26 protein-coding genes are annotated in these 22,458 nt (G+C 67.6%); 19 read left to right on the top strand and 7 right to left on the bottom strand.

What is annotated here, in order from left to right; translation table 11 throughout:
* The first annotated feature begins 149 nt into the window (after positions 1–149).
* Positions 150–2,192, top strand: a complete 2,043-nt coding sequence (locus KB874_RS12085) for a S8/S53 family peptidase (RefSeq protein WP_212536796.1) — start codon at positions 150–152, stop codon at positions 2,190–2,192.
* Positions 2,193–2,297: 105 nt separating this feature from the next.
* Here KB874_RS12085 and KB874_RS12080 read toward each other — a convergent pair whose 3' ends face one another.
* A complete protein-coding gene (locus KB874_RS12080) occupies positions 2,298–3,368 on the bottom strand; it encodes a phosphatase PAP2 family protein (protein ID WP_212536795.1) in 1,071 nt (356 codons plus the stop codon).
* Between the two features lie 162 nt (positions 3,369–3,530).
* Between KB874_RS12080 and KB874_RS12075 the strand changes: the two genes are divergently transcribed.
* Entirely contained in the window at positions 3,531–5,123 is a 1,593-nt protein-coding gene (locus KB874_RS12075; RefSeq protein ID WP_212536794.1) for an AfsR/SARP family transcriptional regulator, read from the top strand.
* Between the two features lie 135 nt (positions 5,124–5,258).
* On the opposite strand, the gene KB874_RS12070 is transcribed toward KB874_RS12075, so the two are convergent.
* Positions 5,259–6,506, bottom strand: coding sequence for a lytic murein transglycosylase (locus tag KB874_RS12070; RefSeq protein ID WP_212536793.1), 1,248 nt, complete (start codon positions 6,504–6,506; stop codon positions 5,259–5,261).
* Between the two features lie 131 nt (positions 6,507–6,637).
* On the opposite strand from KB874_RS12070, the gene KB874_RS12065 reads away from it, so the two are divergent.
* The 4 genes from KB874_RS12065 to KB874_RS12050 are packed head-to-tail and all read left to right on the top strand — an operon-like array spanning position 6,638 to position 8,800.
* Entirely contained in the window at positions 6,638–7,090 is a 453-nt protein-coding gene (locus KB874_RS12065; protein ID WP_212536792.1) for a DUF3429 domain-containing protein, read from the top strand.
* Positions 7,087–7,710, top strand: a complete 624-nt coding sequence (locus KB874_RS12060; RefSeq protein WP_212536791.1) for a methyltransferase domain-containing protein — start codon at positions 7,087–7,089, stop codon at positions 7,708–7,710. The genes KB874_RS12065 and KB874_RS12060 overlap by 4 nt, the downstream gene beginning before the upstream one ends.
* A gap of 11 nt (positions 7,711–7,721) precedes the next feature.
* Positions 7,722–8,189 (top strand): ribonuclease HI, encoded by a 468-nt coding sequence (gene rnhA / locus KB874_RS12055; protein WP_212536790.1) that lies wholly within the window; start codon positions 7,722–7,724, stop codon positions 8,187–8,189.
* The gene (locus tag KB874_RS12050) at positions 8,186–8,800 is read left to right on the top strand and encodes a trimeric intracellular cation channel family protein (RefSeq protein WP_212536789.1); all 615 of its coding nucleotides are present in this window, start codon (positions 8,186–8,188) and stop codon (positions 8,798–8,800) included. The genes rnhA and KB874_RS12050 overlap by 4 nt, the downstream gene beginning before the upstream one ends.
* A gap of 82 nt (positions 8,801–8,882) precedes the next feature.
* On the opposite strand, the gene KB874_RS12045 is transcribed toward KB874_RS12050, so the two are convergent.
* Positions 8,883–10,061, bottom strand: coding sequence for a MalY/PatB family protein (locus KB874_RS12045; RefSeq protein WP_212536788.1), 1,179 nt, complete (start codon positions 10,059–10,061; stop codon positions 8,883–8,885).
* Between the two features lie 102 nt (positions 10,062–10,163).
* Between KB874_RS12045 and def (KB874_RS12040) the strand changes: the two genes are divergently transcribed.
* The 7 genes from def (KB874_RS12040) (at position 10,164) to KB874_RS12010 (ending at position 14,243) form a co-directional block, all read left to right on the top strand.
* Entirely contained in the window at positions 10,164–10,682 is a 519-nt protein-coding gene (gene def, locus KB874_RS12040) for a peptide deformylase (protein ID WP_212536787.1), read from the top strand.
* Complete coding sequence (gene def, locus KB874_RS12035) at positions 10,679–11,179, top strand: peptide deformylase (RefSeq protein WP_212536786.1); 501 nt, start codon at positions 10,679–10,681, stop codon at positions 11,177–11,179. The genes def (KB874_RS12040) and def (KB874_RS12035) overlap by 4 nt, the downstream gene beginning before the upstream one ends.
* Positions 11,176–11,673: a peptide deformylase gene (gene def / locus KB874_RS12030; RefSeq protein WP_212536785.1), complete on the top strand. Its 498-nt coding sequence runs from the start codon at positions 11,176–11,178 to the stop codon at positions 11,671–11,673. Before def (KB874_RS12035) ends, def (KB874_RS12030) begins: the two co-directional genes overlap by 4 nt.
* Positions 11,674–11,760: 87 nt before the next feature.
* Positions 11,761–12,672: a methionyl-tRNA formyltransferase gene (gene fmt, locus KB874_RS12025; RefSeq protein ID WP_212536784.1), complete on the top strand. Its 912-nt coding sequence runs from the start codon at positions 11,761–11,763 to the stop codon at positions 12,670–12,672.
* Between the two features lie 3 nt (positions 12,673–12,675).
* Positions 12,676–12,918 carry a hypothetical protein gene (locus KB874_RS12020; RefSeq protein ID WP_212536783.1) on the top strand — a complete coding sequence of 81 codons (243 nt, stop codon included), beginning with the start codon at positions 12,676–12,678 and terminating at the stop codon, positions 12,916–12,918.
* Positions 12,918–13,154 carry a GlsB/YeaQ/YmgE family stress response membrane protein gene (locus KB874_RS12015; RefSeq protein ID WP_212536782.1) on the top strand — a complete coding sequence of 79 codons (237 nt, stop codon included), beginning with the start codon at positions 12,918–12,920 and terminating at the stop codon, positions 13,152–13,154. Before KB874_RS12020 ends, KB874_RS12015 begins: the two co-directional genes overlap by 1 nt.
* Before the next feature lie 99 nt (positions 13,155–13,253).
* Positions 13,254–14,243, top strand: coding sequence for a glutathione S-transferase family protein (locus KB874_RS12010; protein WP_212536781.1), 990 nt, complete (start codon positions 13,254–13,256; stop codon positions 14,241–14,243).
* A 3-nt stretch (positions 14,244–14,246) separates the two neighbouring features.
* Here the strand turns inward: KB874_RS12010 and KB874_RS12005 are convergent, their stop codons facing one another.
* Complete coding sequence (locus KB874_RS12005) at positions 14,247–14,624, bottom strand: response regulator (protein WP_212536780.1); 378 nt, start codon at positions 14,622–14,624, stop codon at positions 14,247–14,249.
* 159 nt (positions 14,625–14,783) lie between these two features.
* Between KB874_RS12005 and KB874_RS12000 the strand changes: the two genes are divergently transcribed.
* Complete coding sequence (locus KB874_RS12000; RefSeq protein ID WP_212536779.1) at positions 14,784–15,959, top strand: lytic murein transglycosylase; 1,176 nt, start codon at positions 14,784–14,786, stop codon at positions 15,957–15,959.
* Between the two features lie 102 nt (positions 15,960–16,061).
* Here KB874_RS12000 and KB874_RS11995 read toward each other — a convergent pair whose 3' ends face one another.
* Both KB874_RS11995 and KB874_RS11990 read right to left on the bottom strand, forming a co-directional pair.
* The gene (locus tag KB874_RS11995; protein WP_212536778.1) at positions 16,062–16,547 is read right to left on the bottom strand and encodes a dihydrofolate reductase; all 486 of its coding nucleotides are present in this window, start codon (positions 16,545–16,547) and stop codon (positions 16,062–16,064) included.
* The gene (locus KB874_RS11990; protein ID WP_212536777.1) at positions 16,547–17,362 is read right to left on the bottom strand and encodes a thymidylate synthase; all 816 of its coding nucleotides are present in this window, start codon (positions 17,360–17,362) and stop codon (positions 16,547–16,549) included. Before KB874_RS11990 ends, KB874_RS11995 begins: the two co-directional genes overlap by 1 nt.
* Positions 17,363–17,596: 234 nt before the next feature.
* Here KB874_RS11990 and KB874_RS11985 point away from each other — a divergent pair, with 234 nt between their 5' ends.
* Genes KB874_RS11985 through KB874_RS11965 form a run of 5 tightly spaced genes read left to right on the top strand, consistent with a single transcriptional unit; the run spans position 17,597 to position 21,839 of the window.
* Entirely contained in the window at positions 17,597–18,583 is a 987-nt protein-coding gene (locus KB874_RS11985; RefSeq protein ID WP_212536776.1) for a hypothetical protein, read from the top strand.
* Between the two features lie 3 nt (positions 18,584–18,586).
* The gene (locus tag KB874_RS11980) at positions 18,587–19,960 is read left to right on the top strand and encodes a porin family protein (protein ID WP_212536775.1); all 1,374 of its coding nucleotides are present in this window, start codon (positions 18,587–18,589) and stop codon (positions 19,958–19,960) included.
* Between the two features lie 45 nt (positions 19,961–20,005).
* Positions 20,006–20,440 carry a VOC family protein gene (locus tag KB874_RS11975; RefSeq protein WP_212536774.1) on the top strand — a complete coding sequence of 145 codons (435 nt, stop codon included), beginning with the start codon at positions 20,006–20,008 and terminating at the stop codon, positions 20,438–20,440.
* Positions 20,434–21,135, top strand: a complete 702-nt coding sequence (locus KB874_RS11970; protein ID WP_249200423.1) for a DUF1194 domain-containing protein — start codon at positions 20,434–20,436, stop codon at positions 21,133–21,135. The genes KB874_RS11975 and KB874_RS11970 overlap by 7 nt, the downstream gene beginning before the upstream one ends.
* Positions 21,132–21,839, top strand: coding sequence for a DUF1194 domain-containing protein (locus tag KB874_RS11965; protein WP_212536773.1), 708 nt, complete (start codon positions 21,132–21,134; stop codon positions 21,837–21,839). Before KB874_RS11970 ends, KB874_RS11965 begins: the two co-directional genes overlap by 4 nt.
* Here the strand turns inward: KB874_RS11965 and KB874_RS11960 are convergent.
* Positions 21,833–22,330 (bottom strand): MarR family winged helix-turn-helix transcriptional regulator, encoded by a 498-nt coding sequence (locus KB874_RS11960; protein WP_212536772.1) that lies wholly within the window; start codon positions 22,328–22,330, stop codon positions 21,833–21,835. The two genes, KB874_RS11965 and KB874_RS11960, sit on opposite strands and share 7 nt — an antisense overlap.
* Between the last annotated feature and the right edge of the window lie 128 nt (positions 22,331–22,458).

Raw genomic sequence — 22,458 nt, 5'->3', positions numbered from 1 at the left:
CTCCGTGAATTCGACGTGAGTTCGCGTATTCGGCGCCTTCGGGAGGCCCGCCTGCGTGAATCCTGCGCAAACCCGGGTGTCGCGCCTTGACGCAGAGGGGGGCGGGCCGTTTCATCGGTCTCGATCCTGTCCCAATCGCGGAGCGCGCCATGACCCTCAGCTGGACCGAAAGCCGCCCGACGCAGGCGCGCGATGCCTATCTCGACTGGGCCGCCCTGCTGGCCGGGCGCGATCCGCGGCCCGACCCGCCGGGCGCGCGGTTCGAGCCGATCTTCGTCCGGCTCAGCGCGGGTGCCGAAGGGCGCGCGCCGCTGGTCGCCGCGCTGAGTGCGACGGACGGGCCGCTGCGGATGGACGCGCATGAGCGTGACTTTCTCGAGGCGCGGCTTGGTCCGACCGATCCGTATCGGGGCCTCGCGGACGACTATGCGCTCTACCGCCGCTGCGGCACGCCCGACAGCGCGCACGCGGACCTGTTCGAGGTGATCGATACCGGCTTTCCCGTTTCGGTGGGCCCGTCTGCCGAAACGCCGCCCGCCGTCGCGCCGCTGCCCGCCTCGGACAAGCCGGGGCAACCCATCGTCGCGGTGATCGACGATGCCATCGGCTTTCTCAACGCACGGTTCTGCCGGGCCGATGCGCCGGGCAAGCGGCGCAGCCGCCTGCACGCGATCTGGCTTCAGGCGCTGGAGCGGGGCGATCCCGGCGGCGGTGTCGCGGCGGGCCACGTGCTGACCCGCGACGCAATCGACAGTTATCTGGCGATGCCAGACGAGGATGCGGCCTATGCCGCCTGCTATGCCCGGACCTTCACGCCCGACAGCGCGGCGGGCCTGTGGCGGTCGTCCTGGCATGGGACGCATGTGCTGGACCTTGCTGCAGGCGCCGACCCGCTGGATGTCGCCGACCCGGCGCGCGACTGGCCGCTTCTGGCGGTGCAACTACCGCCCGAGGCGATCGAGGACACGTCGGGAATGCGCGCCGAAAGCTACCTGGTGCAGGGGCTGCGCTGGATCCTGCGCGCGGCGCGGCAGATCGACCCCACAGCGCCGGTAATCGTCAACCTGTCACTGGGAATCGTTGCCGGGCCCAAGGACGGGACGCTGTTCGCCGAATGGCAGGTCGCGCGCGAGGCTGCCCAGTGGGAGGCCGCGACCGGCCAGAGGGTGCGGATCGTCTGGGCCTTCGGCAATGCCTGGCGGGGCAACCTGGTGGCGGCTGCCGAGCTTTCGGCACGGACCGTGCCGGACCGCGCGATCGACTGGCGCCTCCAGCCAGAGGACCGCACTGCGAACCACCTGGAACTGCGCGCCCACGGCGTTCCCTCGACCGCGCTGACTATCGGCCTTACCGCGCCGGACGGCACCTGTTCCGGCCTGCTGCCGATCCCGCCGGGCGAGATGCGCAGCCTCGAGCGCGACGGCCAGCCCGTCGCCCGAATCTACCATCTGCCCGACAGGGTGCTTGCCCCCGGCGTGATCCGCGCCGCGCATTACGTCGTCGTCACGGCGCCGACCGAACCGCATGCGCTGTCGGTGCCTGCGGCGCCCGCCGGGCGTTGGGTGGTTCGTCTGCGCCTCGCGAAGGGGGCAAAGGCGCGCGTCACCGCGCAAGTGCAGCGTGACGATTCGGTGCGCGGCAACCGCATGCAGGCCCGGCAAAGCTATCTCGACGGGAAGGAAACCGGTGCCTGGGACCCGGTCTGGCACGAGCATACCGGCCTCGCCCCGGACGGGCCTGTCTGCCATGCGGGCACGCACAGCGCCTTTGCCAGCATCGTCGCGCGGCAGGTTCTGAGCGTCGGCGCGGCGCGGCACGATGCGGAATCGGATGCGCCCGTCATCACGAATTACCGCGCCTCGGATTACAGCGCCGAGGGCGGCGACTGGTGCGCCGCGGGCCCCAGCCTCGGGGCGGTGGTGGATGGTGGGCCGTTCCAGCCGGGGATCCCCGGCGCGCATCGCCGCAGCGGCACGGTGCGCCGGTCCAACGGCACTAGCGCGGCGGCGGCCTGCGTGACACGAGCGCTGGCCCTGTCGGCCGACCGGATCGTTCAGGTCGGCAGCGCCGGCACCGTGATGAACGATTTCGACCCGGCGCGTGTCACCCTGATCCCCATCGGGGGCAAGGAGGCGTCCCGCCTTGGTGCCGCCGTCCTGCTGCCTGACAGCGCGCCTTCGGTCATGGCCTGACGGCTGACCGGCACAGCCGTCAAAAAGAACTTGGCCGGGGGTCAAGCCCCCGGCCCACTCATTACGCACCGTGCCGGACGTTCCGGCACGTCACCGCTTAAACCTTTACCATTCCTTCAGCGCCTCGGCCCACATCTCGAGCATCCAGACGGGAAACAGTCCGTCCGCCGTTTCGGGATCGAGAGACACCACCTCTGTCATAACGGTTTTCTCGTCCTTCAGTTCCGATGACAGCACGGAAAGATTGAAATCTTCTTGAAAAGTGGTGCCGTCAAAGCTGCGACGCGTCAGCCGGCTGCTACGGTCGCACAGCCGCACGACCGCCTCGGCGAGGCTTATGCCCAGCACCGCGCCAGCCATGCTGTCGGTTGGGAAATGCACCCCGGCCACGGTCCGGTTCGCCGCGATGCGCGCTGCGTGGCGAAAGAAAGGATTGCCAGCGGCGATGCTCGCGATCGGATCGGTCTCTCCCAGCACCAGCCGGCTGAGGATCGTGGCCATGGCGAAGGACTCTGTCGCGTGGCCCGAGGGCCAGCTGCCATGCCCCGGCGTCTGGATCATCGGTTGCAGCCTTGTCGAAAAGGCGATGGGGCGCGGCACATCGAACCCGTGTTTCAGGCGCATTTCCAGCACCACGCAGAGCCGGCTGATCGCGTGCGCCAGGGTCAGCGTCCACTTGGTCGCGTCCGGCGCCATGTAGCCCACCAGCGCGAAGAAACTCAGGATGTCACCGGTCTGCATGACGATTTCGCCGGTGCGGTCGCCGCGCAGGTCGGCGGCGGCGCGCACGAAGGCCAGTTGCTTTTCAAGGACCGGCGCGGTCGGGGCATGCAGCGAGACGAGCGTCTTGCCGTTCAGGGTGACGCTGCCTTGCCGGTTGGCGGCACTGCCCGAGGCCAGCGTCACGCCGAAGGGCGCCGCAAGCGCCTGGTCGATCACCGCGCGGCGCGGGTCTGGCGCCATCGCCTTCAGTGCGGCCAGTGCGCTGCGAGGGGCTTTGGGACTGCGATCCGGGCTGCCGTCCCAATAGCCCACCGTCCCGTCGCGCGCCGCGCCCAGAACCGAAGCGGTAAAGCCGGTATCGGGTCCGGCCTGGTGGTTCTCGGTCGCCTGATGGTTCTGGTGGTTCTGATGATTCTGATGGTTTTGGTGGTTCTGATGATTCAAGATCGGCATTCGGTCCCTCCCCCGGATGGTCGGGCGATGGTGCGCATCCTTGGCCTGGCATCCAACCCTTTTCTGCGGCGGCGCCGAGAAATTTACGCGGAATTAACGACCGTTGCCGGGCTGCCGGGCCAGTGCTAGCTTTTGCGCGGGTGGCCTCTTGGGCAGGATCGTATGGCAAAGGCGACAGATCGAGTCAGGATCACCGTGCTCGGCCCGTTCCGGGTTGAGGCGGGCTGTGGTTCGGACATCACGCCGAAGGGCGCCAAGAACCAGGCGCTGCTGGCGATCCTGGCGCTCAGCCCCGACATGGCGCGACCGCGCCGCTGGCTGGAAGACCGGCTGTGGTCGACCTTCGGCCCCGAACAGGCCAGCGCCAACCTGCGCCAGGCGCTGAGCAAGCTGCGTTCGGCCCTGGGCGGCGAGATCCTGTTGGCCGATCGCACCACCGTCTCGCTCGACCCGGCCCGGGTTGCCGTCGACCTGCTGGAAACCGTCCTGCCCGAGGACCCGCGCACCGAGCTGTTGCAGGGGCTCGACGTGCGCGACCCGGAATTCGAGGAATGGCTCCGGATGGAGCGCGCCGAACTGGAGCGGCTGGTTGCCCGCGCCCGCCCCGGAACCGCGCGCGGCGTGCTGATCGGCGTCCGCTCCGAGGCGCAGAATCCCGGCCGCGATCCCATGTTGGGCGAGATCCTGGCGAACCAGATTGGCGAGAACATCGCCGAGCATGTCCGCGCCTGGCGGCAGGCCGAAGACGGCGCACTGCCCGGCGCGCCCCCGGCCGACGTGAACGTGGTCACCCAGGTCGTGCCCGATGGCAACGGCCACACGATCTTCATCAAGGCGGTCCACCAGCCCTCTGCACGCATACTTTACTCCAAGCTGCTGCATCTCGACCGGATCGAGGACATCCTCGAGACGCAGGAAACCGTCGCCAAGACCGTGTTCGAGGCGGCCGATCACGTGGTGGGCAAGATCCCCCTCGTGCTCGACAGCAACCGGGCCGAGGCGAGGGCGACCTCGCTGTCGCGGCTGGCGCTGTATCGCATGTTCAGCTTCGAAAGCGACAGCCTGCGCGAGGCCTGGGGCCTTATGAACCAGGCCTTCCAGCATGACGAGAACGGGCTTTACCTGGCCTGGGGCAGCATGATCCGCCTGACCCAGATGATGGAGATGCCAGCCGCCGACCAGGCCGCCCTGCTGGAAGAGGCCGACGCGCTCCAGGCCCGCGCGCTGGAGATGAATGCCGACAACCCGCTGGTCCATGCCATCGTGTCCAAGGTGCGGGGCACGACGCTGGGCGACCCGGTTGGCGTGCTGGAAGAGGCGCAGATCGCGCTGGAGCGCAACAAGGCGTCGGCTTTTGCGTGGAAGTCCCTGGCCGAGGCTTACATGCTGGCGGGCCGCCTCGACGAGGCATTCGACGCCTCGGCCAAGGCCTGCCGGATCGCCGCCGGATCGCCCTTCCGGCATTACTGGGACACCGGGCATTGCGTGATCGCGGTGGCCTGCAACCGGCCCGACGAGGCCATCGTCGCGGGCGAGGCGGCGGCGCGGGCCGCCCCCCTGTCGCGCCCGGCGCTGCGGCACCTGCTGGCGCTTTACGCGATGCGAGGACAGCTGGACAAGGCTCATGCCGTGGCGGCCAAGCTGGCCAAGATCGAGCCGGGCTTCAGCCTCGACCGGATCGTCAACGACGAGTCCTACCCGGTGCGCACCCTGCGCAACAAGGGCCTGTTGGAGCCGATCCGCGCTCTGCTGTGAGCGGGTCGACGGGCCTGTGACACGCCGACCCGCCTGGGGCTCTGTCTGTCGCTTATCGGGCTTGAACCGATGGCGTCTTTCCGGACGACCCCCGCGGTAGTTGGAAACCAGGGAAGGGGCACCCGCGCGCCACGGTCAGCGCAGCGCCTCGAGCAGAGTGCGCGAGGGTGCGCCCGTTTCCGGCAGGCCGCGCGCCCGCTGGAAGGCGCGGATCGCGGCCTCGGTCTTCTTGCCGAAGACGCCGTCCACCGTGCCCACGTCGAACCCGGCGCGGTTCAACCCGGCCTGGATTGCCTTGCGGTCCTGCAGTGTCAGGCCGTCGGCATCGGGGCCGAAATCACCGGCCAGCGGTCCGTCGCCGGCCAGCCGCCCGGCGAGGTAGCTGACGGCAATGCCGTAATTCTCGGACGGGTTGTAGCGCAGGATCATGTCGAAGTTGCGGAAGGCCAGGAAGGCGGGCCGCCCCACGCCCATCGGCGCCAGCACCGCTGCCGCACCGAAATCGGGCAGGGTGCCGCCGCGCGCAGGCCGGACGCCCGCCGCGCGCCACGCGGCCACGCTGCGCTTGTTGGCGCGCCCGGTCGGGCCGGTGAAGCCCTGCGGCAGCGTCACCTCCAGCGACCAGCCCGCGCCACGCGTCCAGCCGGCCTTTGACAGGAAATTCGCCGTGGTGGCGAAGGCATCGGTCGGGTCGTCCGTCCAGATGTCGCGCCGCCCGTCGCCGTTGAAATCGACCGCATGCGCCTGGTAGGCGTTGGGAATCAACTGGGTATGGCCCATCGCCCCGGCCCAGCTGCCCACCAACTGCTCGGGCCGCGCATCGCCGGTCTGCACGATGCGCAGCGCGTCCATCAGGTTCGCCTCGAAGAAGCGGCCGCGCCGGCCCTCCCAGGCAAGCGTCGAGGTGGCCGAAATCACCGGGATCGTGCCGCGTTTCGTGCCGAAATAGCTTTCCACCCCCCAGATCGCGGCGAGGATCTCGGGCGCCACGCCATAGCGCGCCTCGACCTGCCGCAACGTGCCGAGATGCCGGGCGTAAAGCGGCCGGCCAAAGGCCACCTTTTCCTCGGGCGCGACGATGGCGATGTAATCCTCGAGCGTGCGGGTGAACTCGGTCTGGTTGCGGTCGCGCTCGATGACGCCGGGCAGGAAGCCCTGCCCGCGAAAGGCGGTGTCGAGCGTGGCGCGGCTGATGCCCTGTGCCATCGCGCGCTCGCGGAAGGCGGCGACCCAGGCGTCATAGGCCGGGTTTGGCTGCGGGCGCAGTCCCGGGTCCGTCGCCGGATCGCGGCGCGCAACCTGCGGGATTCCCGCGCCGCCCATGCACCCCGAAAGCGCCAGCGCCGCCGCGCCCAGCCCGAATTGCCGCCTGTCGATCGTCATGTTTCTGCTCCGCCTGCTCTTTTTTCCCGACACTACAATCAAGCGGCGAATCCGTCCATCGCGGCGGCGCGGGCATTCACCAATCGGCGAAGAGGCGCTATGTCGAAGGCCATTCGTCACGAGGAGGCCCTATGTTGCAGATACCCCGATCCGCCCTGATCCTTGGCCTGGCCGGGGTGATCCCCTTTGCCTGGGGCGCGCTTACGCTGGTCTCGGACCCGCTCGCGTCTTGGGGTACGGGCGCGCTGGGGCCGCGTTTCGTCGGTCCCTATGTGCAGCTGTTCTACGGTTCGGTCATCCTGTCCTTCATGTCCGGCGTGCTGTGGGGCTTTGCCACCAAGGCGCAGGGCGGTCAGGCGGCGACGGGTTATGCGCTGTCGGTGATCCCGGCGCTCTGGGCCTTCTTCATGACGGGGGGCGGCCCGGTCTCGGCCGGGATGAACCTGATCTTCGGCTTTCTCGGCCTGCTGATCCTCGACTGGCAGTTCTGGCGCTGGGGACTGGCCCCGGCCTGGTGGATGCGGTTGCGGGGGTTGCTGACCGCCCTGGTGGTGGCAAGCCTCGCCGTGGGGGTGATCCTGTGAGCGATGACGAGACCCTGCGCGTCTACGACGCCCGCGCCGCCGAGTATGCCGATGCGCTGGGCGCGGACCCCGCGTCGAACGCGGCGCTGTCGGCCTTTATTGCGGCGCTGCCCAAGGGCGGGCGCGTTCTGGATCTGGGCTGTGGGCCGGGCACCTGGGCGCGCCGCATGGTCGAGGCGGGGCTGACGGTCGAGGGCTGGGACGCCTCCGAGGGCATGATCGCAATCGCGAGCCGCGTGCCGGGTCTGACGGTGCGGCAGGCGCGGTTCGAGGATCTCGACGCCGAGGCCGCCTATGACGGGATCTGGGCCAATTTCAGCCTGCTGCACGCGCCGCGCGCCGACATGCCCGAACACCTGGCGCGCATTGCCCGGGCCTTGAGGCCCGGCGGCGTCCTGCATGTCGGCCTCAAGGAGGGCACGGGCGAGGCGCGCGACAGTCTCGGCCGCTTCTACGCCTATTACGGACTGGACGAGTTCCGCGACCTGCTCCGAGACGCGGGGCTGCGGCCGGACGGCGCGCGGCAGGGGGCGGACAAGGGGCTTGATGGCACGGTCGCGCCGTGGTTCACCCTCAGCGCAACGAAGCAGCCCTCAAGCAGCGCAGCGGCAGGGCAGTGACAGGACGCCTGATGCCCGATCTTTACGCCTATACCGACGGAGCCTGCTCCGGCAATCCCGGACCGGGCGGCTGGGGCGTGCTGCTGCGCGCGATGGATGGCGAGACCATCGTGAAAGAGCGCGAACTCAACGGCGGCGAGGCCGAAACCACCAACAACCGGATGGAACTGCTGGCCGCCATCGCCGCGCTGGAAAGCCTGTCGCGCCCGTCGCGGATCACCGTTATCACCGACAGCGCCTATGTGAAGAACGGCGTGACGGGCTGGATCCACGGCTGGAAGCGCAACGGCTGGAAGACGGCGGCGAAGAAGCCGGTGAAGAACGTGGAACTGTGGCAACGCCTCGAAGAGGCCGCGCAGCGTCACGACGTGACCTGGGAATGGGTCAAGGGCCATGCCGGCCATCCCGAGAATGAGCGCGCGGACGAGTTGGCACGCGAAGGCATGGCGCCGTTCAAGCCGGGCAAGCCGCGCGCATGACCCTGCTGGTGCTGCTGGATTACGCGGCGGTCCTGGTCTTTGCCCTGACCGGCGCGCTGGTCGCCAGTCGGGCGCAACTGGATATCGTGGGCTTCGCCTTTCTCGCCTGCCTGACCGGCATGGGCGGTGGTACGCTGCGCGACTTGCTGCTGGACCGGACCGTGTTCTGGATCGCCGATCCCAACTACCTGGCGGTGGCCAGTGGCGCAGCGGCAGTCGTCTTCTTCACCGCGCATCTGCTGGAAAGCCGCTATCGCGCGATCCTGTGGCTGGATGCGGCCGCGCTGGGCGTTGCGGTCGCCGCCGGATCGGGCATCGCCCTGTCGCTGGGCCATTCCGCTGCCATCACGCTGGTCATGGGCATCGCCACGGGCTGTTTCGGCGGGCTGATGCGCGACGTGGTCGCGAACGAGGTGCCACTGGTGCTGAAACAGGGCGAGCTTTACGTCACCTGCGCCTTTGCCGGATCGCTGGCGACGGTTCTGGTCGCGCCGCTGGGTGCGGTGCCCGCCGCGCTGGCCTGCGCCGCCGTCACCATCGCCCTGCGTGCGGGGTCCATGGCTTTCGGCTGGCGCCTGCCGGTCTACCGGGCGCGCCCGCCGAAGTCGTGACCCGTCTTCATATTCCCGGATGAACTCTGGCGGATCCCGCTGGCAGGCGGACGGGGCAGAGCCCCCTGCGCCCTCGCCGGGTTCATTGAAGATCGGAAAAGGCACGCTGCAAACGTTGCCCGGCGTCCTCGATCCGTGCCCGCGGCATGGCGAGGTTGAACCGCATGAAGCGTTCGCCCCCCGCGCCAAAGGAAGGCCCCGGGCTGGCGGCGATCCTGGCCACGTCGCGGATGCGGGGCATGAACTCGTCGAAATCCATCCCGGTGCCCGAGAAATCCACCCAGCCGAGATAGGTCGATTGCAGCGGCAGGGACCGCACGCCGGGGATCGCGTTCACCAGCGCATCGAAAGCCGCGATGTTGCCTTGCAGGTAGGCGACCTGCGCATCGACCCAGGCGGCGCCCTCGGGCGAATAGGCGGCGGTCGTCATCACCATGCCAAGGCTTGCCGCGTCATAGTCCAGTTGCCGCAACCGCCCGCGCATCGCGTAGCGCAGGCCCGCGTCGGGAATGATCAGGCTGCCGACGCGCATGCCCGCGACGTTGAAGGTCTTGGAGGCCGCGGTGGGCACCACCAGCCGGTGCGTCACCTCGGGGCAGGCGACATGCATCGGCACGAAGGTCTGGCCCGGATAGACCAGGTCGTGATGCACCTCGTCCGAGACCAGCAGCAGGTCGTTGCGCTCGGCGAAATCGGCGACGGCGCGCAATTCCTCGACCGTCCAGACCCGGCCCGACGGGTTCTGCGGCGAGCACCACAGCAGGATCTTCTCGCGCCCGGTCAACCGCGCCTGCGCATCGTCAAGGTTCAGGTGATAGGTGTCGCCATCCCGCTCCAGCGGCAGTTCGGTGGCGATGCGACCGGCCTTTTCGGTCTTGATCCGGAACTCGTGGTAGACCGGGGTGAAGAAGGCCACGCCGTCGCCCGGCTCGCTCCAGACCTCGAGGCACATGGCGATGCCGAAGCCCAGTCCCTGAACCGTCACCACCCAGTCGGGATCGACTTGCCAGCCGTGGCGCGTTCCCATCCACCAGGCCACCGAGTCATAGAGCGGCTGGCGCACGCCCATGTAGCCGAAGATGCCGTGATCGGCCGCCTGCCGCACCGCCTCGATCACGCAAGGCGCGGTGGGCCAGTCGCTGTCGGCCGTGGTCATGCCCAGCCCGTCGTCGGGGGATACGCCGAATCCGGCCTTCATCCTGTCCCACTTGCTGCTGCCGGTGCCCCGGCGGTCGATGATCCGGTCGAAAAGCTCGTTCATGCTGTCCTCGCTGCCCAGTCCTGGCGGCAGGCTATGCGATGGCGCGGCGGTTGCAACCCCGCGCCGCTTGCGCGCCCGCGCGCGATTCCCTAAATGCGTCGCATGAAACTGCCGATCCTGATCCATCCCGATCCCCGCCTGAAGAAGGTCTGCGCCGAGGTTCCCGACCTGTCGGACGACCTGCGCCGCCTGGCCGACGACATGCTGGAAACCATGTATGACGCGCCGGGCATCGGCCTGGCCGCGCCGCAGGTGGGCGTGCTCGACCGGCTGATCGTGCTGGACTGCGCCAAGCCCGACAAGCCGCGCCCGCTGGTCATGGTCAACCCGCGCGTGCTCGCCTCTTCGGACGAGGAGAACACCTACGAGGAAGGCTGCCTGTCGATCCCCGAGCAGTTCGCCGACGTGACCCGCCCCGCCGAGGTCGAGGTCGAGTGGCTCGACCAGGACGGCAAGCTGCACAAGGAAGGCTTTGGCGGGCTCTGGGCCACCTGCGTGCAGCATGAGATCGACCACCTGGATGGCAAGCTGTTCATCGACTACCTAAAGCCGCTGCGGCGCCAGCTGATCACCCGCAAGATGGTCAAGCTGAAGAAAGAGCTGGCGCGGGAAAAGGCATGAACGTGCTGCCGATCCTGCGCTGGCCCGACCCGCGCCTGGCCCAGCCCTGCGCCGAGGTGTCGGGGGACGTGGCCGGACAGGCAGAGCTGATCCGCGACATGTTCGCGACGATGTATGCCGCGCCGGGCCGCGGGCTTGCCGGGCCGCAGGTGGGCGTCATGCTGCGGCTTTTCGTTATAGATGCGGGCTGGAAGACCGGCGACAAGACGCCGCGCGTCTGCATCAACCCGCATATCCTGTCCGCGTCCGAAGATGTCTGCGCCATGGACGAGGGCTGTCTGTCCGTTCCGGGCGTGACGGCCGGCGTGACCCGGCCCGCAGAAATCGTGCTGGGCTACACGGACGAACTGGGCGTCGCGCAGCGCGTGGCCCTGACCGGGGCCGAGGCGCGGATCGCGCAGCACGAACTCGACCACCTGGACGGGGTGATGCATTTCGACCGGCTGGAGCCGGGCGGGCGCGCCGCGCTGCTGGCCGAATACGAGGCGTTGCCGTGACCGTTCGGCGCTGCCTGCCCTGGCCCGACAAGCGTCTGCGCACGCCCGCCGCGCCGGTCGCGGCGATCACCGACGAGATTCGCGCGATCTGGACCGACATGATCGACACGATGGAGGCGATGCCCGGCGTGGGCCTTGCCGCGCCGCAGATCGGCGTGGGGCTGCGCCTTGCCGTGGTCGACGCCTCCGAACAGCGCGGTCAGGCGGTGCGCATGGCCAATCCCGAGATCCTGCATGCCAGCGTTCAGATGCGCGAGCACGAGGAGGCAAGCCCCAACCTTCCCGGCGTCTCGGCCGTTGTCAGTCGCCCGCGCGCGGTCACGGTGCGGTTCCTGAACGCGGGTGGTGTTGTCGAGGAACGGGATTTCGTCGGGCTCTGGGCGACCTCGGTGCAGCACCAGGTCGACCACCTCGACGGCAAGTTGTATGTTGACCGGCTGAGCAAGACCAAGCGGGACATGCTGATCCGCAAGGCGCAGAAACTGGCGCGGTGACTGTCGGGGCCGGGGCAGGGGGCTCTGCCCCCGTCGCGCATCGCGCGACTCCCCCGGAGATTGTCGGGCAAGATGAAGGAGGGACGGATGCGCGTCGTGTTCATGGGATCGCCGGACTTTTCGGTGCCGGTGCTGGAGGCGCTGGTGGCGGCGGGGCACGAGGTCGCCTGTGTGTATTGCCAGCCGCCGCGTCCCGCCGGTCGTGGCAAGCAGGACCGCCCGACGCCAGTGCACACGCGGGCCGAGGCGCTGGGCCTGCCGGTGCGGCACCCGGCCTCGCTGAAGGGACCCGAGGCGCAGGCGGATTTCGCCGCGCTGGGCGCGGATGTGGCGGTGGTGGTGGCCTATGGGCTGATCCTGCCGCAGGCGGTGCTGGATGCGCCGCGTTTCGGTTGTCTCAACATCCATGCCTCGTTGCTGCCGCGCTGGCGGGGGGCGGCGCCGATCCATCGGGCGATCCTGGCGGGCGATGCCGAGACGGGTATCTGCATCATGCAGATGGAGGCGGGCCTCGATACCGGGCCGGTCCTGCTGTCCGAGGCGACCCCGATCGGTGCCGAGGAGACCACCGGCGCGTTGCACGATCGGCTGAGCGCAATGGGCGCGCGGCTGATCGTCGAGGCGCTGGCGCGTTTGCCTGACCTTGCGCCGCAGGTCCAGCCCGAGCATGGCGTCACCTATGCCGCCAAGATCGACAAGGCCGAGGCGGCTGTGGACTGGACGCGCCCCGCTGTCGAGCTGGACCGGCAGATCCGCGGCCTGTCGCCCTTTCCCGGAGCCTGGACGCTGCATGAGGGCGAGCGGATCAAGCTGCTGGGCAGCCGCCTGACGGATGGGCAGGGCGGGCCGGGCACGGCGCTGGATGACGCATTCGCCATTGCCTGTGGTGTCGGTGCGGTGCAGGTTACAAAGGCGCAGCGCGCCGGGAAGGGCGCGCAGGAGGCCGAGGTTTTCCTGCGTGGCCATCCGATCCTGAAAGGCGCCCGGCTGGGAGAATAGACCATGTTCCCGACCCTGATCGGCACCGTCGTCATTGCGGGTATCGTCGGCTATGTCTCGGAAAAGACGGGGTTCACCCGGAACGGCATCCTGCCCAGCATCATCATCTGCATCGGTGGCGCCTTTCTGATGTATTTCGTCTGGATCATGTTTGGCATCGGCTTTCGCCGCCCTGGCGTGAACGCCATCGCGGCCTCGGTCGGCGCGCTGATCATCGTTCCCACCCATTGGCGGAGGTTGAAGTGATGGGTATCGTCTGGCTGATCATCATTGGCGCGGCGGCAGGCTTCCTGGCGACCCGGTTCATGAACGTGCAGACCGGCGTGGTCGAGACCGTGCTGATCGGCATGGCGGGGGCAGTGATCGGCGGGCTGGTTCTGCGCTTCATGCTGGCGTTCATGGGGGCCATCGGCGGGCTGGTGGGGGCCGTTCTGGGGGCGATGCTGCTGATCTGGGCCTGGAAGGCGATCCGGGACAGCTGAGCGGTTCTGCGCGTCACTGCGCAGCCGCTGCGCTATGATCGGCGTTTTCGCACAGGTCGGGGCGGTCTATCTGTCCTCTATCGCAGAAGGAGGATCCCGATGGGCATGCTGGTCGACGGAACATGGCAGGACCGCTGGTATGACACAGGCAAGACGGGCGGCAAGTTCGTGCGCTCGACCTCGAGATACCGCAACTGGATCACGCCGGATGGCGCGCCGGGCCCTTCGGGCGAGGGCGGGTTCGAGGTCGAGGCAGACCGCTATCACCTTTATGTCAGCCACGCCTGTCCCTGGGCACATCGCACGCTGATCTTCCGCGCCTTGAAGGGGCTCGATGACCTGATCCCGGTCAGCGTCGTGCATCCCGACATGCTGTCTGACGGCTGGACCTTTGCGACGGACGACAGCGGCGCGACCGGTGACCTCCTGCATGGGCTGCCCTTCCTGCGCGACCTGTATCTGAAGGCCGATCCGCAGGCGACGGGCCGGGTCACCGTGCCGGTGCTGTGGGACCGGCGGCGCGAGACCATCGTCTCGAACGAGTCTGCCGAGATCATCCGCATGTTCAACGCGGCCTTCGACCACATGACCGGCAACAGTGCCGATTTCTGGCCCGAGGATCTGCGCGAGGCGATCGAACCGGTCAACGCACGGATCTACGACACCGTCAACAACGGCGTCTACAAGGCCGGTTTCGCCACCACGCAGGAGGCCTATGACGATGCGGTGACGCCGCTGTTCGAGACGCTGGACTGGCTGGACGCGCGCCTGGCGCGCAGCCGCTACCTGATGGGCGACCGGGTGACCGAGGCGGACTGGCGGCTGTTCACCACGCTCATCCGCTTCGACTCGGTCTATCACGGGCACTTCAAATGCAACCGGCGACGGATCGTCGATTATCCGAACCTCTGGCCCTACCTACGCGAACTGTATCAATGGCCGGGCGTGGCGGACACGGTGAACATGGCGCATATCGTGCGCCACTATCACTACAGCCACGACTCCATCAATCCACACAGGATCGTGCCTGTCGGGCCGGACCTGGACTTGGACGCCCCGCACGGGCGCGAGCGTCTGCGGGCGGCCTGACGCTCAGGCCGCGCCGTAATGGTTCACCATCTGCGCCAGGTCAGCCGGGTCGGTGGCGCTGGGTAGAAAGGCGCAGGCATTGTTGAAGAACTGAAAGATCGAGCCGTCGGAAAAGAAGGTCGTGTTGGTGACGAAGATCACCCTTGCCGCGGGCTCATACAACTCGGCCCAGTCCGCGACCGACAGCGCGCCGCCATCGTGCAGATCGAGATCGAGCACGATCACGTTGTAACGCCGTTCGCGGATACGGTCGCAGGCCTCTTCGCTGGTCGAGGCAATGTCGACGGCGCATCTCATGCGCTCCAGGTGCCCGGACCAAAGTCCGGCCAGCGCCGCATCGCTTTCGACGATCAGGACGTTTACTCCGGGTGAACCACGCATAGCTTTGAATCTGTTGGCTGCATGCGTAACCTTGCATTAAAACACGTTAGCGAGTCGTTAACGCGTTGCCTGAACGGCGGGAAGTCGCCCATTGGCCTGCGGCTTGCCTCTGCGCCCGGCGCTGCTAGTGTCGGCGCAAGGCAGGCAGGGGGATGTGGGATGCGCGCGACGGTTCTGGCGGCGGCGATGATGGCCGGGGGCATGGTGCAGGCGCAGACCGTGCCCTGCGGCGGCGATTTCGGCGCCTTCGTCCGGGGCCTTTCGGCCGAGGCGCAATCGCTGGGCTTCGATGCGGCGGCGGCTGATGCTTTCCTGCGGGGTGTGCGCCTGGATCCGGACGTGCTGCGGGCGGACCGGCGGCAGGGCATCTTCCAGGATCCGTTCATCACCTTCTCGCGCAAGCTGATCTCGCAATCGCGGCTCGACAAGGGGCGGCAGATGTCGGACCGTTTCGACGCGGTGTTCGACCGGATCGAGCGTGACTATGGCATCGCGCGCGGCGTGCTTCTGGCCTTCTGGGCCTTCGAGACGGATTACGGCACCTTCCAGGGTGATTTCAACACGCTGAACGCGCTGGTAACGCTGGCGCACGACTGCCGTCGCCCCGAGATATTCCGGCCGCAGATCTTTGCTGCGCTGCAACTCCACCTGAACGGCGATTTCGACCCGGCGACCACCACGGGCGCCTGGGCGGGCGAAATCGGTATGGTGCAGATGCTGCCGCGCGACATTCTGGAAAACGGGGTGGACGGCGATGGCGATGGGCATGTGCTGCTCAAGACCTCGGCGCCGGATGCGCTGATGTCGGGGGCGAAGATGCTGTCGCACCTGGGCTGGCGCCATGGCGAGCCCTGGTTGCAGGAAATCGCGCTGCCCGAGGCGTTCGATTGGTTCGAGGCCGGGCTGCATGTCGAAAAGACGGTGGCAGAGTGGGAACGGCTGGGCGTGCGGGCGCGCAGCGGGACGCTGGATGACGGGCGGCTGATGGCCTCGATCCTGCTGCCGCAGGGGCGCAAGGGGCCGGCCTTCATCGCCTACCCGAATTTTCGCGTCTATTTCGAGTGGAACCAGAGTTTCACCTATGTCCTGACCGCCGCCTATTTCGCCACCCGCCTGCAAGGTGCGCCGGTCTATGAGGCCGGCAATCCCGAGCCAGGCCTCGCGGGCGAGGATATGAAGCAGTTGCAGCGCAAGCTGGCAGCGCGCGGTTTCGACGTGGGCGAGATCGATGGTATTCTGGGAAGCGGCACGCGCAACGCGGTGCGGATGGTGCAGCGCGAGCTGGGCATGCCGGCCGACGCTTGGCCGACGGCGGCGCTGCTGTCACGGCTGTAGGGGGCTCTGCCCGTTCGGTCCTCAAGACTGCTACCGGCAGCCCTGTCGCTGCGCGGACCGGTCCTGACCCCGCCGCGGGAGTTCATAGGGCAAGATGAAGGGCTAGACGCCGCGTCGCATCCATTCGTGCAATGTGCAGGCGGGGCTGTCGGCCCGCAGCGGCAAGACCTGGATCTCGTGCCATTCGGTCTCGTCGAAGGCGGGAAAGCGCGTGTCGGCATCCGGCACGTCCAGCGCGACCTCGGTGATCAGCAGGCGGTCGGCGCGACCCAGCAGGCCCTCGTAGATCGAGGCGCCACCGATGCCGTAGACGCGGGTCATCCCGGCATCGCGCGCGATCTCCAGCGCTGCGTCGAGGCTGCGCGCGACATGGTCGGCCCCCTCGGCGGTGCCGCTGGTGACGACGATGTTGAGGCGGTTCTTCAGCGGGCGGACCGGCAGGCTTTGCCAGGTCCTGCGGCCCATAATGAGCGCGCCGCCCAGCGTCTCGCGCTTGAACATCGCCAGGTCCTCTGGTGCGTGCCAGGGGATGTCGCCATCCCGCCCGATTGCGCCGTCCCGGGCGCGCGCCACGATGAGTGTCAGCATCAGACCGCCACCGGCGCCTTGATGGCGGGATGCGGGTCGTAGTTCTCGAAGGCAAAATCCTCGTATCGGAAGTCGAAGATCGAGCCGACGTCGCGCGCGATCCGCAGCGTGGGCAGCGGGCGCGGGGCGCGGGACAACTGGGTTCTGACCTGCTCGACATGGTTCGAATAGATATGCGCGTCGCCCATCGTGTGGACGAAATCGCCGACCTGGTAGCCGGTCACATGCGCCAGCATGTGCGCCAGCAGCGCGTAGGAGGCGATGTTGAAGGGCACGCCGAGGAACATGTCGGCAGAGCGCTGGTAGAGTTGCAGGTGTAGCCTGCCGTCGAGGATGCGCACCTGCCAGAGCGTGTGGCAGGGCGGCAGGGCCATGGCGTCGACCTCTCCGGGGTTCCAGGCGCTGACGATCAGGCGGCGTGAATCCGGCGACGTGCGGATCATCTCGACCAGCTTGGCGATCTGGTCGACCTCTCCGATCACCGGGCCGTCGGGGCCGCTCGCGACCTTGGGGAAATGCCGCCACTGGTGGCCATAGACCGGGCCGAGATCGCCGTTCTCGTCGGCCCACTCGTCCCAGATTCTGACGCCGTTCTCCTTGAGATAGCCGATGTTCGTGTCGCCCGAGAGAAACCACAGCAACTCGTGCACGATCGAACGCAGGTGCAGTTTCTTGGTCGTGACCAGCGGAAAGCCATCGGCCAGCGGATAGCGGCACTGCATCCCGAAGCAGGACAGCGTGCCGGTGCCTGTCCGGTCGCTGGACGGCACGCCGGTTTCGAGAACGGTCTTCAAGGCCTGGAGATAGGTGTCCACCGCATGTCTCCCTGTCGCAATCGATGCCGTTACGGGCGCCGCTGGTGCCCGCAAGAAAAGGATAGCGAAAATCGTCCACACGATGAAGGGCTTTCGGGGTGGTTATCCACAAGATATTGTAGAGGCAGTTTTGCCGCACCTGTGGCGAGGCTGTGGCACCCATGCGTTGACTTTTGTCCTCCCCTCCCGCAGGTTGGCTACAAAGAAAAAACGGGCAAGACCTGAGGCAGTCAGATGTATCGCTATTTCCTTGCGCTCGCGCTGACGGGCGCTCTTTCGGCTTGTGGCGAAGAGGGTGGAAACCCCCTTCTGAGCGGAGATCCGGTCGCGCAGTGTCCGCAACCGCTGACCGAGTGCGAGCCCGCCTCGGGCGGCGGCACCGATGCGCCGGATCCGGTGGCCGATCAGCTTTTTGCCTCGGACTTCTCCGACGACCTGACGGCCAATGCCGTGACCTATGACCCCGCGACGAACGAGGTCCGGATCAATAACCTTCCCTTCGACGGCGACGACAACATCTATGCCGCTGATGCCGCGGCAACGGCGGCCCTGTCGGGCACGCAGTTCGGCGCCTATCGCAACGTGGCGGGTAGCAACCAGTATTACGCCGTGTTCCGGCGCACCGCGTCGGGCTATGGCCAGGCGATGGCGGTGGGGGGCGACAGCTATCTGAGCTTCGGTTATGGCGGCGCGGCGGCACAGCGGTTGAACGGCGATGGCGCCTTGCCGAGTGCCAATGGCACATACGTGTTCAACGGCGAATACGCCGCCGTACGCACGGTGATCGACACCAGTGTCGATCCGTCGCAAAGCCGGGTGCAATATGTTGCAGGCACCGTCCAGCTGGACGTGGACATCCGCGACTTTGACAATATCGGCGCTGTCGAGGGGGTGGTGGTCAACCGCACCTTCTTCGACAACAACGGCGTGCGCCTGAACGAGCTCGACGGTGTCAACTACATCTCGCTGGCCACCACCAACATCAACTTCGACAGCTGGTCGATCAATGCCGGCTCGGCGCAGGTCGTGGCAAGCGCCCCGGGCCTGACCGGCAGCGCGACGGGCGACTGGCAGGGTCTGTTCACCGGTCCCAATGGCGAGGAAATCGCGGGCATCGTCGTGGTCGACGGCACCGGCCCGATCGGGGTTGATCCGGGCACCGGCGATTTCATCGAGGTCCAGACGCGCGAGACCGGCGGGTTCGTCGCCGCGCGGCCTTGATCCATGAGGCCCCGCCGCCGTTTCGGTCGGCTGTGGGTCGCGCTGGCGGCGGTGCTTTGCGCGGTTTCGGTCCAGGCCGAAGAAATCTCTCTGACCCTGCCCGAGGCGCGCAGTGCCGCGGCGAGGCTGCTGGCGGCAGGCCGCCCGCAAGAGGCACTGGCCCTCTCCGAAGGCGTGCTGCAAGGGGCGCCTGACGATGTACCCGCGCTGGTGATGAAATCCCGCGCGCTGCGCGACCTTGGCCGCACCGATGCCGCGCTCGAGACCGCGCGGCAGGTCTGGCGGGTGGCAGATAGCGACGAGGACCGGTTCTACGCGGCACTGGTGACGGCGCAGGCGCAGGCCTCGGGCGGACGACGCGGCATTGCGCAGTTCTGGCTGCGGCGGGCGGCGCAGATCGCCCCCGATGACGGGCTCAAGGCGCTGGCCATCCGCGATTTCCGGCATGTCCGCAGCACCACGCCCTGGCGCCTTGCCCTGGCCTTCTACGCCGAGCACAGCGACAACCTGAACGACGCGCCGGAGACCAACACCGTTCCTTATGGCCGTTACCTGACCGTGACGCGGACCAATGCCGTGCCGCTGTCGGGGCTGCGTTACGGGGTGAGGGGCAAGTTCACCTACACGATCCCGATTTCGGCGCAGGCGCGCACGCATCTGGGTGTCTTCGCCGGGCTGGGCCGGGTGCAGCTGTCGGACGAGTCGCGGCAGTTCGCCTGGGCCGACCCCGAGGATTACCGGACAGAGACCCTGGGCGGCGACCTGCGCCTCGAGACCCGCAGCGCGGCGGGGGACCGGATCGCCAGCGCAGGGCTGCTGGCCTATCGGCAATGGCAGGGCGGGCAGGCGCTGGCCGACGTGGTGCGGCTGGACCTGGGTTTGCAGCAGCGGCTGGCGACAGGGCTGATCGGCTCTGCCGGGGCTTCGTTCGAGACGGTGCGTCGCAAGGACAACGCGCTGGGAGATTCCGACACGGTCCAACTGTCGCTGGGGCTGGAACGGCGCCTGCCGCATGGCACATTGGGCCTGTCTCTGACCACGTCGGACACCGACTCGGCCATTGGCAGCATCGCGCGGCAGACCGACGGGATCGGGCTGCGCTATGCCTTTGCGCGACCCTTGCCGGGTGGCCTGCTGCCGGCCCTGACCCTGGACTGGCGCAGCATCGACTATGATGCGCCGCCGCCGATCTACGCCACCGGCGCGAGGCAGAGCGACCGCGAGTGGCAACTGGGCCTCGACGTGACCCTGACCGAGGCCGAGTATTTCGGTTTCGCCCCGACCTTGGGGGTTTCCTTCACCGACCGACAGTCCAATTATAGCCTCTACGAAAGCCGCAGCACTGACCTGCGGCTGGGCCTGAAATCGGTGTTCTAGGCGGGCGCCGCTTGGCGGAGGCGCGTCGGACGGAAAGGAAAGTTCATGGGGATCAAGTTTCTGCACACGATGGTCCGGGTCAAGGACCTGGAGAAATCCAAGGCGTTCTATGAATTGCTCGGGCTGACCGAGCGCCGGCGGATGGACAGCGAGCAGGGCCGTTTTACGCTGGTGTTCATGTGCCCGCCTGAACAGGCCGATGGCCATCACGACGTTGAGCTGACCTACAACTGGGATGGCGACGACGCGCTGCCCGGCGACAGCCGCCATTTCGGCCATCTCGCATATACCGTGCCCGACATCTACGCCATGTGTCAGCACCTGATGGATGCCGGAGTGACGATCAACCGCCCGCCGCGCGACGGGCGCATGGCCTTTGTCCGGTCGCCGGACAATGTTTCGGTTGAGTTGTTGCAGGAAGGGCAGGCGCAGGACCCGCGCGAGCCCTGGGTCAGCATGCCCAACACGGGCCATTGGTGAGGGCCTTTCTGACCGTACTGGCGCTGGTTCTGGCGCCCTTGCCCGTGGTGGCGCAGGACTGCCGTCTTGCGCTGCTGCTGGCCCTCGACGTGTCGTCTTCGGTGGACGAGGCGGAATACGTCCTGCAACGCGACGGAATGGCTGCGGCGCTGATCGAGCCCGACATCGTCGACGCGATCCTGTCGCAAGGTGGCCCCGTTGCGTTGGGCGTCTACGAGTGGAGCGGGCGGCGCCAGTCGCACGTGGTGCAGGACTGGACGCTGTTGCGCAGCGAGGCGGACATCGCCGCGGTGGCGGCGCGGATCGCTGCGGCGGAACGCTCCTACAGCCGGTTTCCCACCGCGCTGGGCTATGCGCTGGGCTTTGGTGCGACGATGATGCGGCAGGCGCCGGCCTGCGAACGGCGGGTGATCGACGTGTCGGGCGACGGCATCACGAATGACGGGTTCTGGCCGCAACTGGCCTATGAGCATTTCCCCTTCGACGGGATCACGGTGAACGGTCTGGCGGTGCTGGGCGCCGATCCGGACGTTCTGGATCACTACCAGTTCGAGTTGCAACACGGGCCCGGCGCCTTTGTCGAGACGGCGCAGGGCTATGAGGGGTTTCGCCAAGCGATGGTGCGCAAGCTCTATCGAGAGATCAACAACCAGGTGGTGGGGCAGGCCGCGCGGCCGGGCCACGGACCGGGATGAAGGCGGTTGCGCTGGCCTGCCTGGCGGTCCTTGGCGCCTGCGACACGGCCGAGGCCGCCTGCCGGCAAGCGTTGGCGCTGGGGCTGGACGTGTCGGGATCGGTCGACAACCGCGAATATCGCCTTCAGACCGATGGGCTGGCCGCCGCGCTGACCCATCCCGATGTGCTGAACGCCTTTCTCGACATGCCCGAGGCACCCGTCGCCCTGTCAGTGTTCGAATGGAGCGGACCAGGGGCGCAACGCCTGCTGGTGGACTGGACGTTCATCACCGACGAGGCCGCGCTGGCCAAGGTCGCGGCGCGCCTGCGGGGCGCCGGGCGCGCGACGATGGACCTGTCCACTGCCCTGGGAGAGGCCAAGGCCTATGGCGCGGGACTGCTGGCGCGGGGGCCGTCGTGCTGGCGCAGCGTGCTGGACCTGTCCGGCGACGGGCCGTCGAACGGCGGGCCAAGGCCGCAGGATGTGCGTCCGGCGGGCATCCTCATCAACGGGCTGGTGATCGAGGGGACGGGCGCGCCCGCGTCCGACGGCACCGGTATCGGCGAACTGTCCGATTACTACCGTGCCTACGTGATCGCGGGCGTCGATTCCTTCGTCGAGACGGCCCTGGGCTTTGAAGCCTTCGAAAAGGCGATGGCGGCCAAACTCCTGCGCGAATTGCAGGTTGTTGTCATCGGCAGCCGGCAAGGCCCGCGTCAGTAGATGTAGCGGATCTGGTCGGACCAGTAACGTTCCACTCGGCGCAGAGACGAGGTGATGTCGTCCAGCCCCTCGATCGACAGTACCGCCTTGGACTGCAAGCCGTCGGCATGGCGCACGAAGAGCCCCTCGACGATGTCGCGGATCTCGCGCCCGCGCTGGGTCAGCCGTACCCGGACGGACCGCCGGTCGATCTCGCACCGCTGGTGGTGCATGTATCCCATCTCGACCAGCTTCTTCAGGTTGTAGCTGACATTGCTGCCCTGGTAATAACCGCGAGTCTTGAGTTCACCGGCCGTCACCTCGTTGTCGCTGATGTTGAACAGCAACAAGGCCTGCACCGCGTTGACGTCGATGATGCCCAGCCGTTCGAATTCATCCTTGATGACATCCAGCAGCAACCGGTGGAGCCGTTCCACAAGCGCCAGCGCCTCGAGATAGCTGGTCATGAACCCCTGGTCGGTGGCAGCCTTGACCGAAGCATGCATGCTCATATCCAAATCGTCTCCGCCTGTTCTGGTTCAGCCGAGATTTGGACAAAAAGACCAATATTGCGTTAAACCGAGTCGCATTTGACCGGAGTTGAAACCCGCCTTTGCGATCATATGGTTAACAGGACGTT

It is taken from the genome of Thetidibacter halocola (assembly GCF_018224955.1).
In the GTDB taxonomy this organism is placed as follows: Bacteria; Pseudomonadota; Alphaproteobacteria; order Rhodobacterales; family Rhodobacteraceae; genus Thetidibacter; species Thetidibacter halocola.
This window is presented reverse-complemented; position numbering and strand designations above follow the sequence as displayed.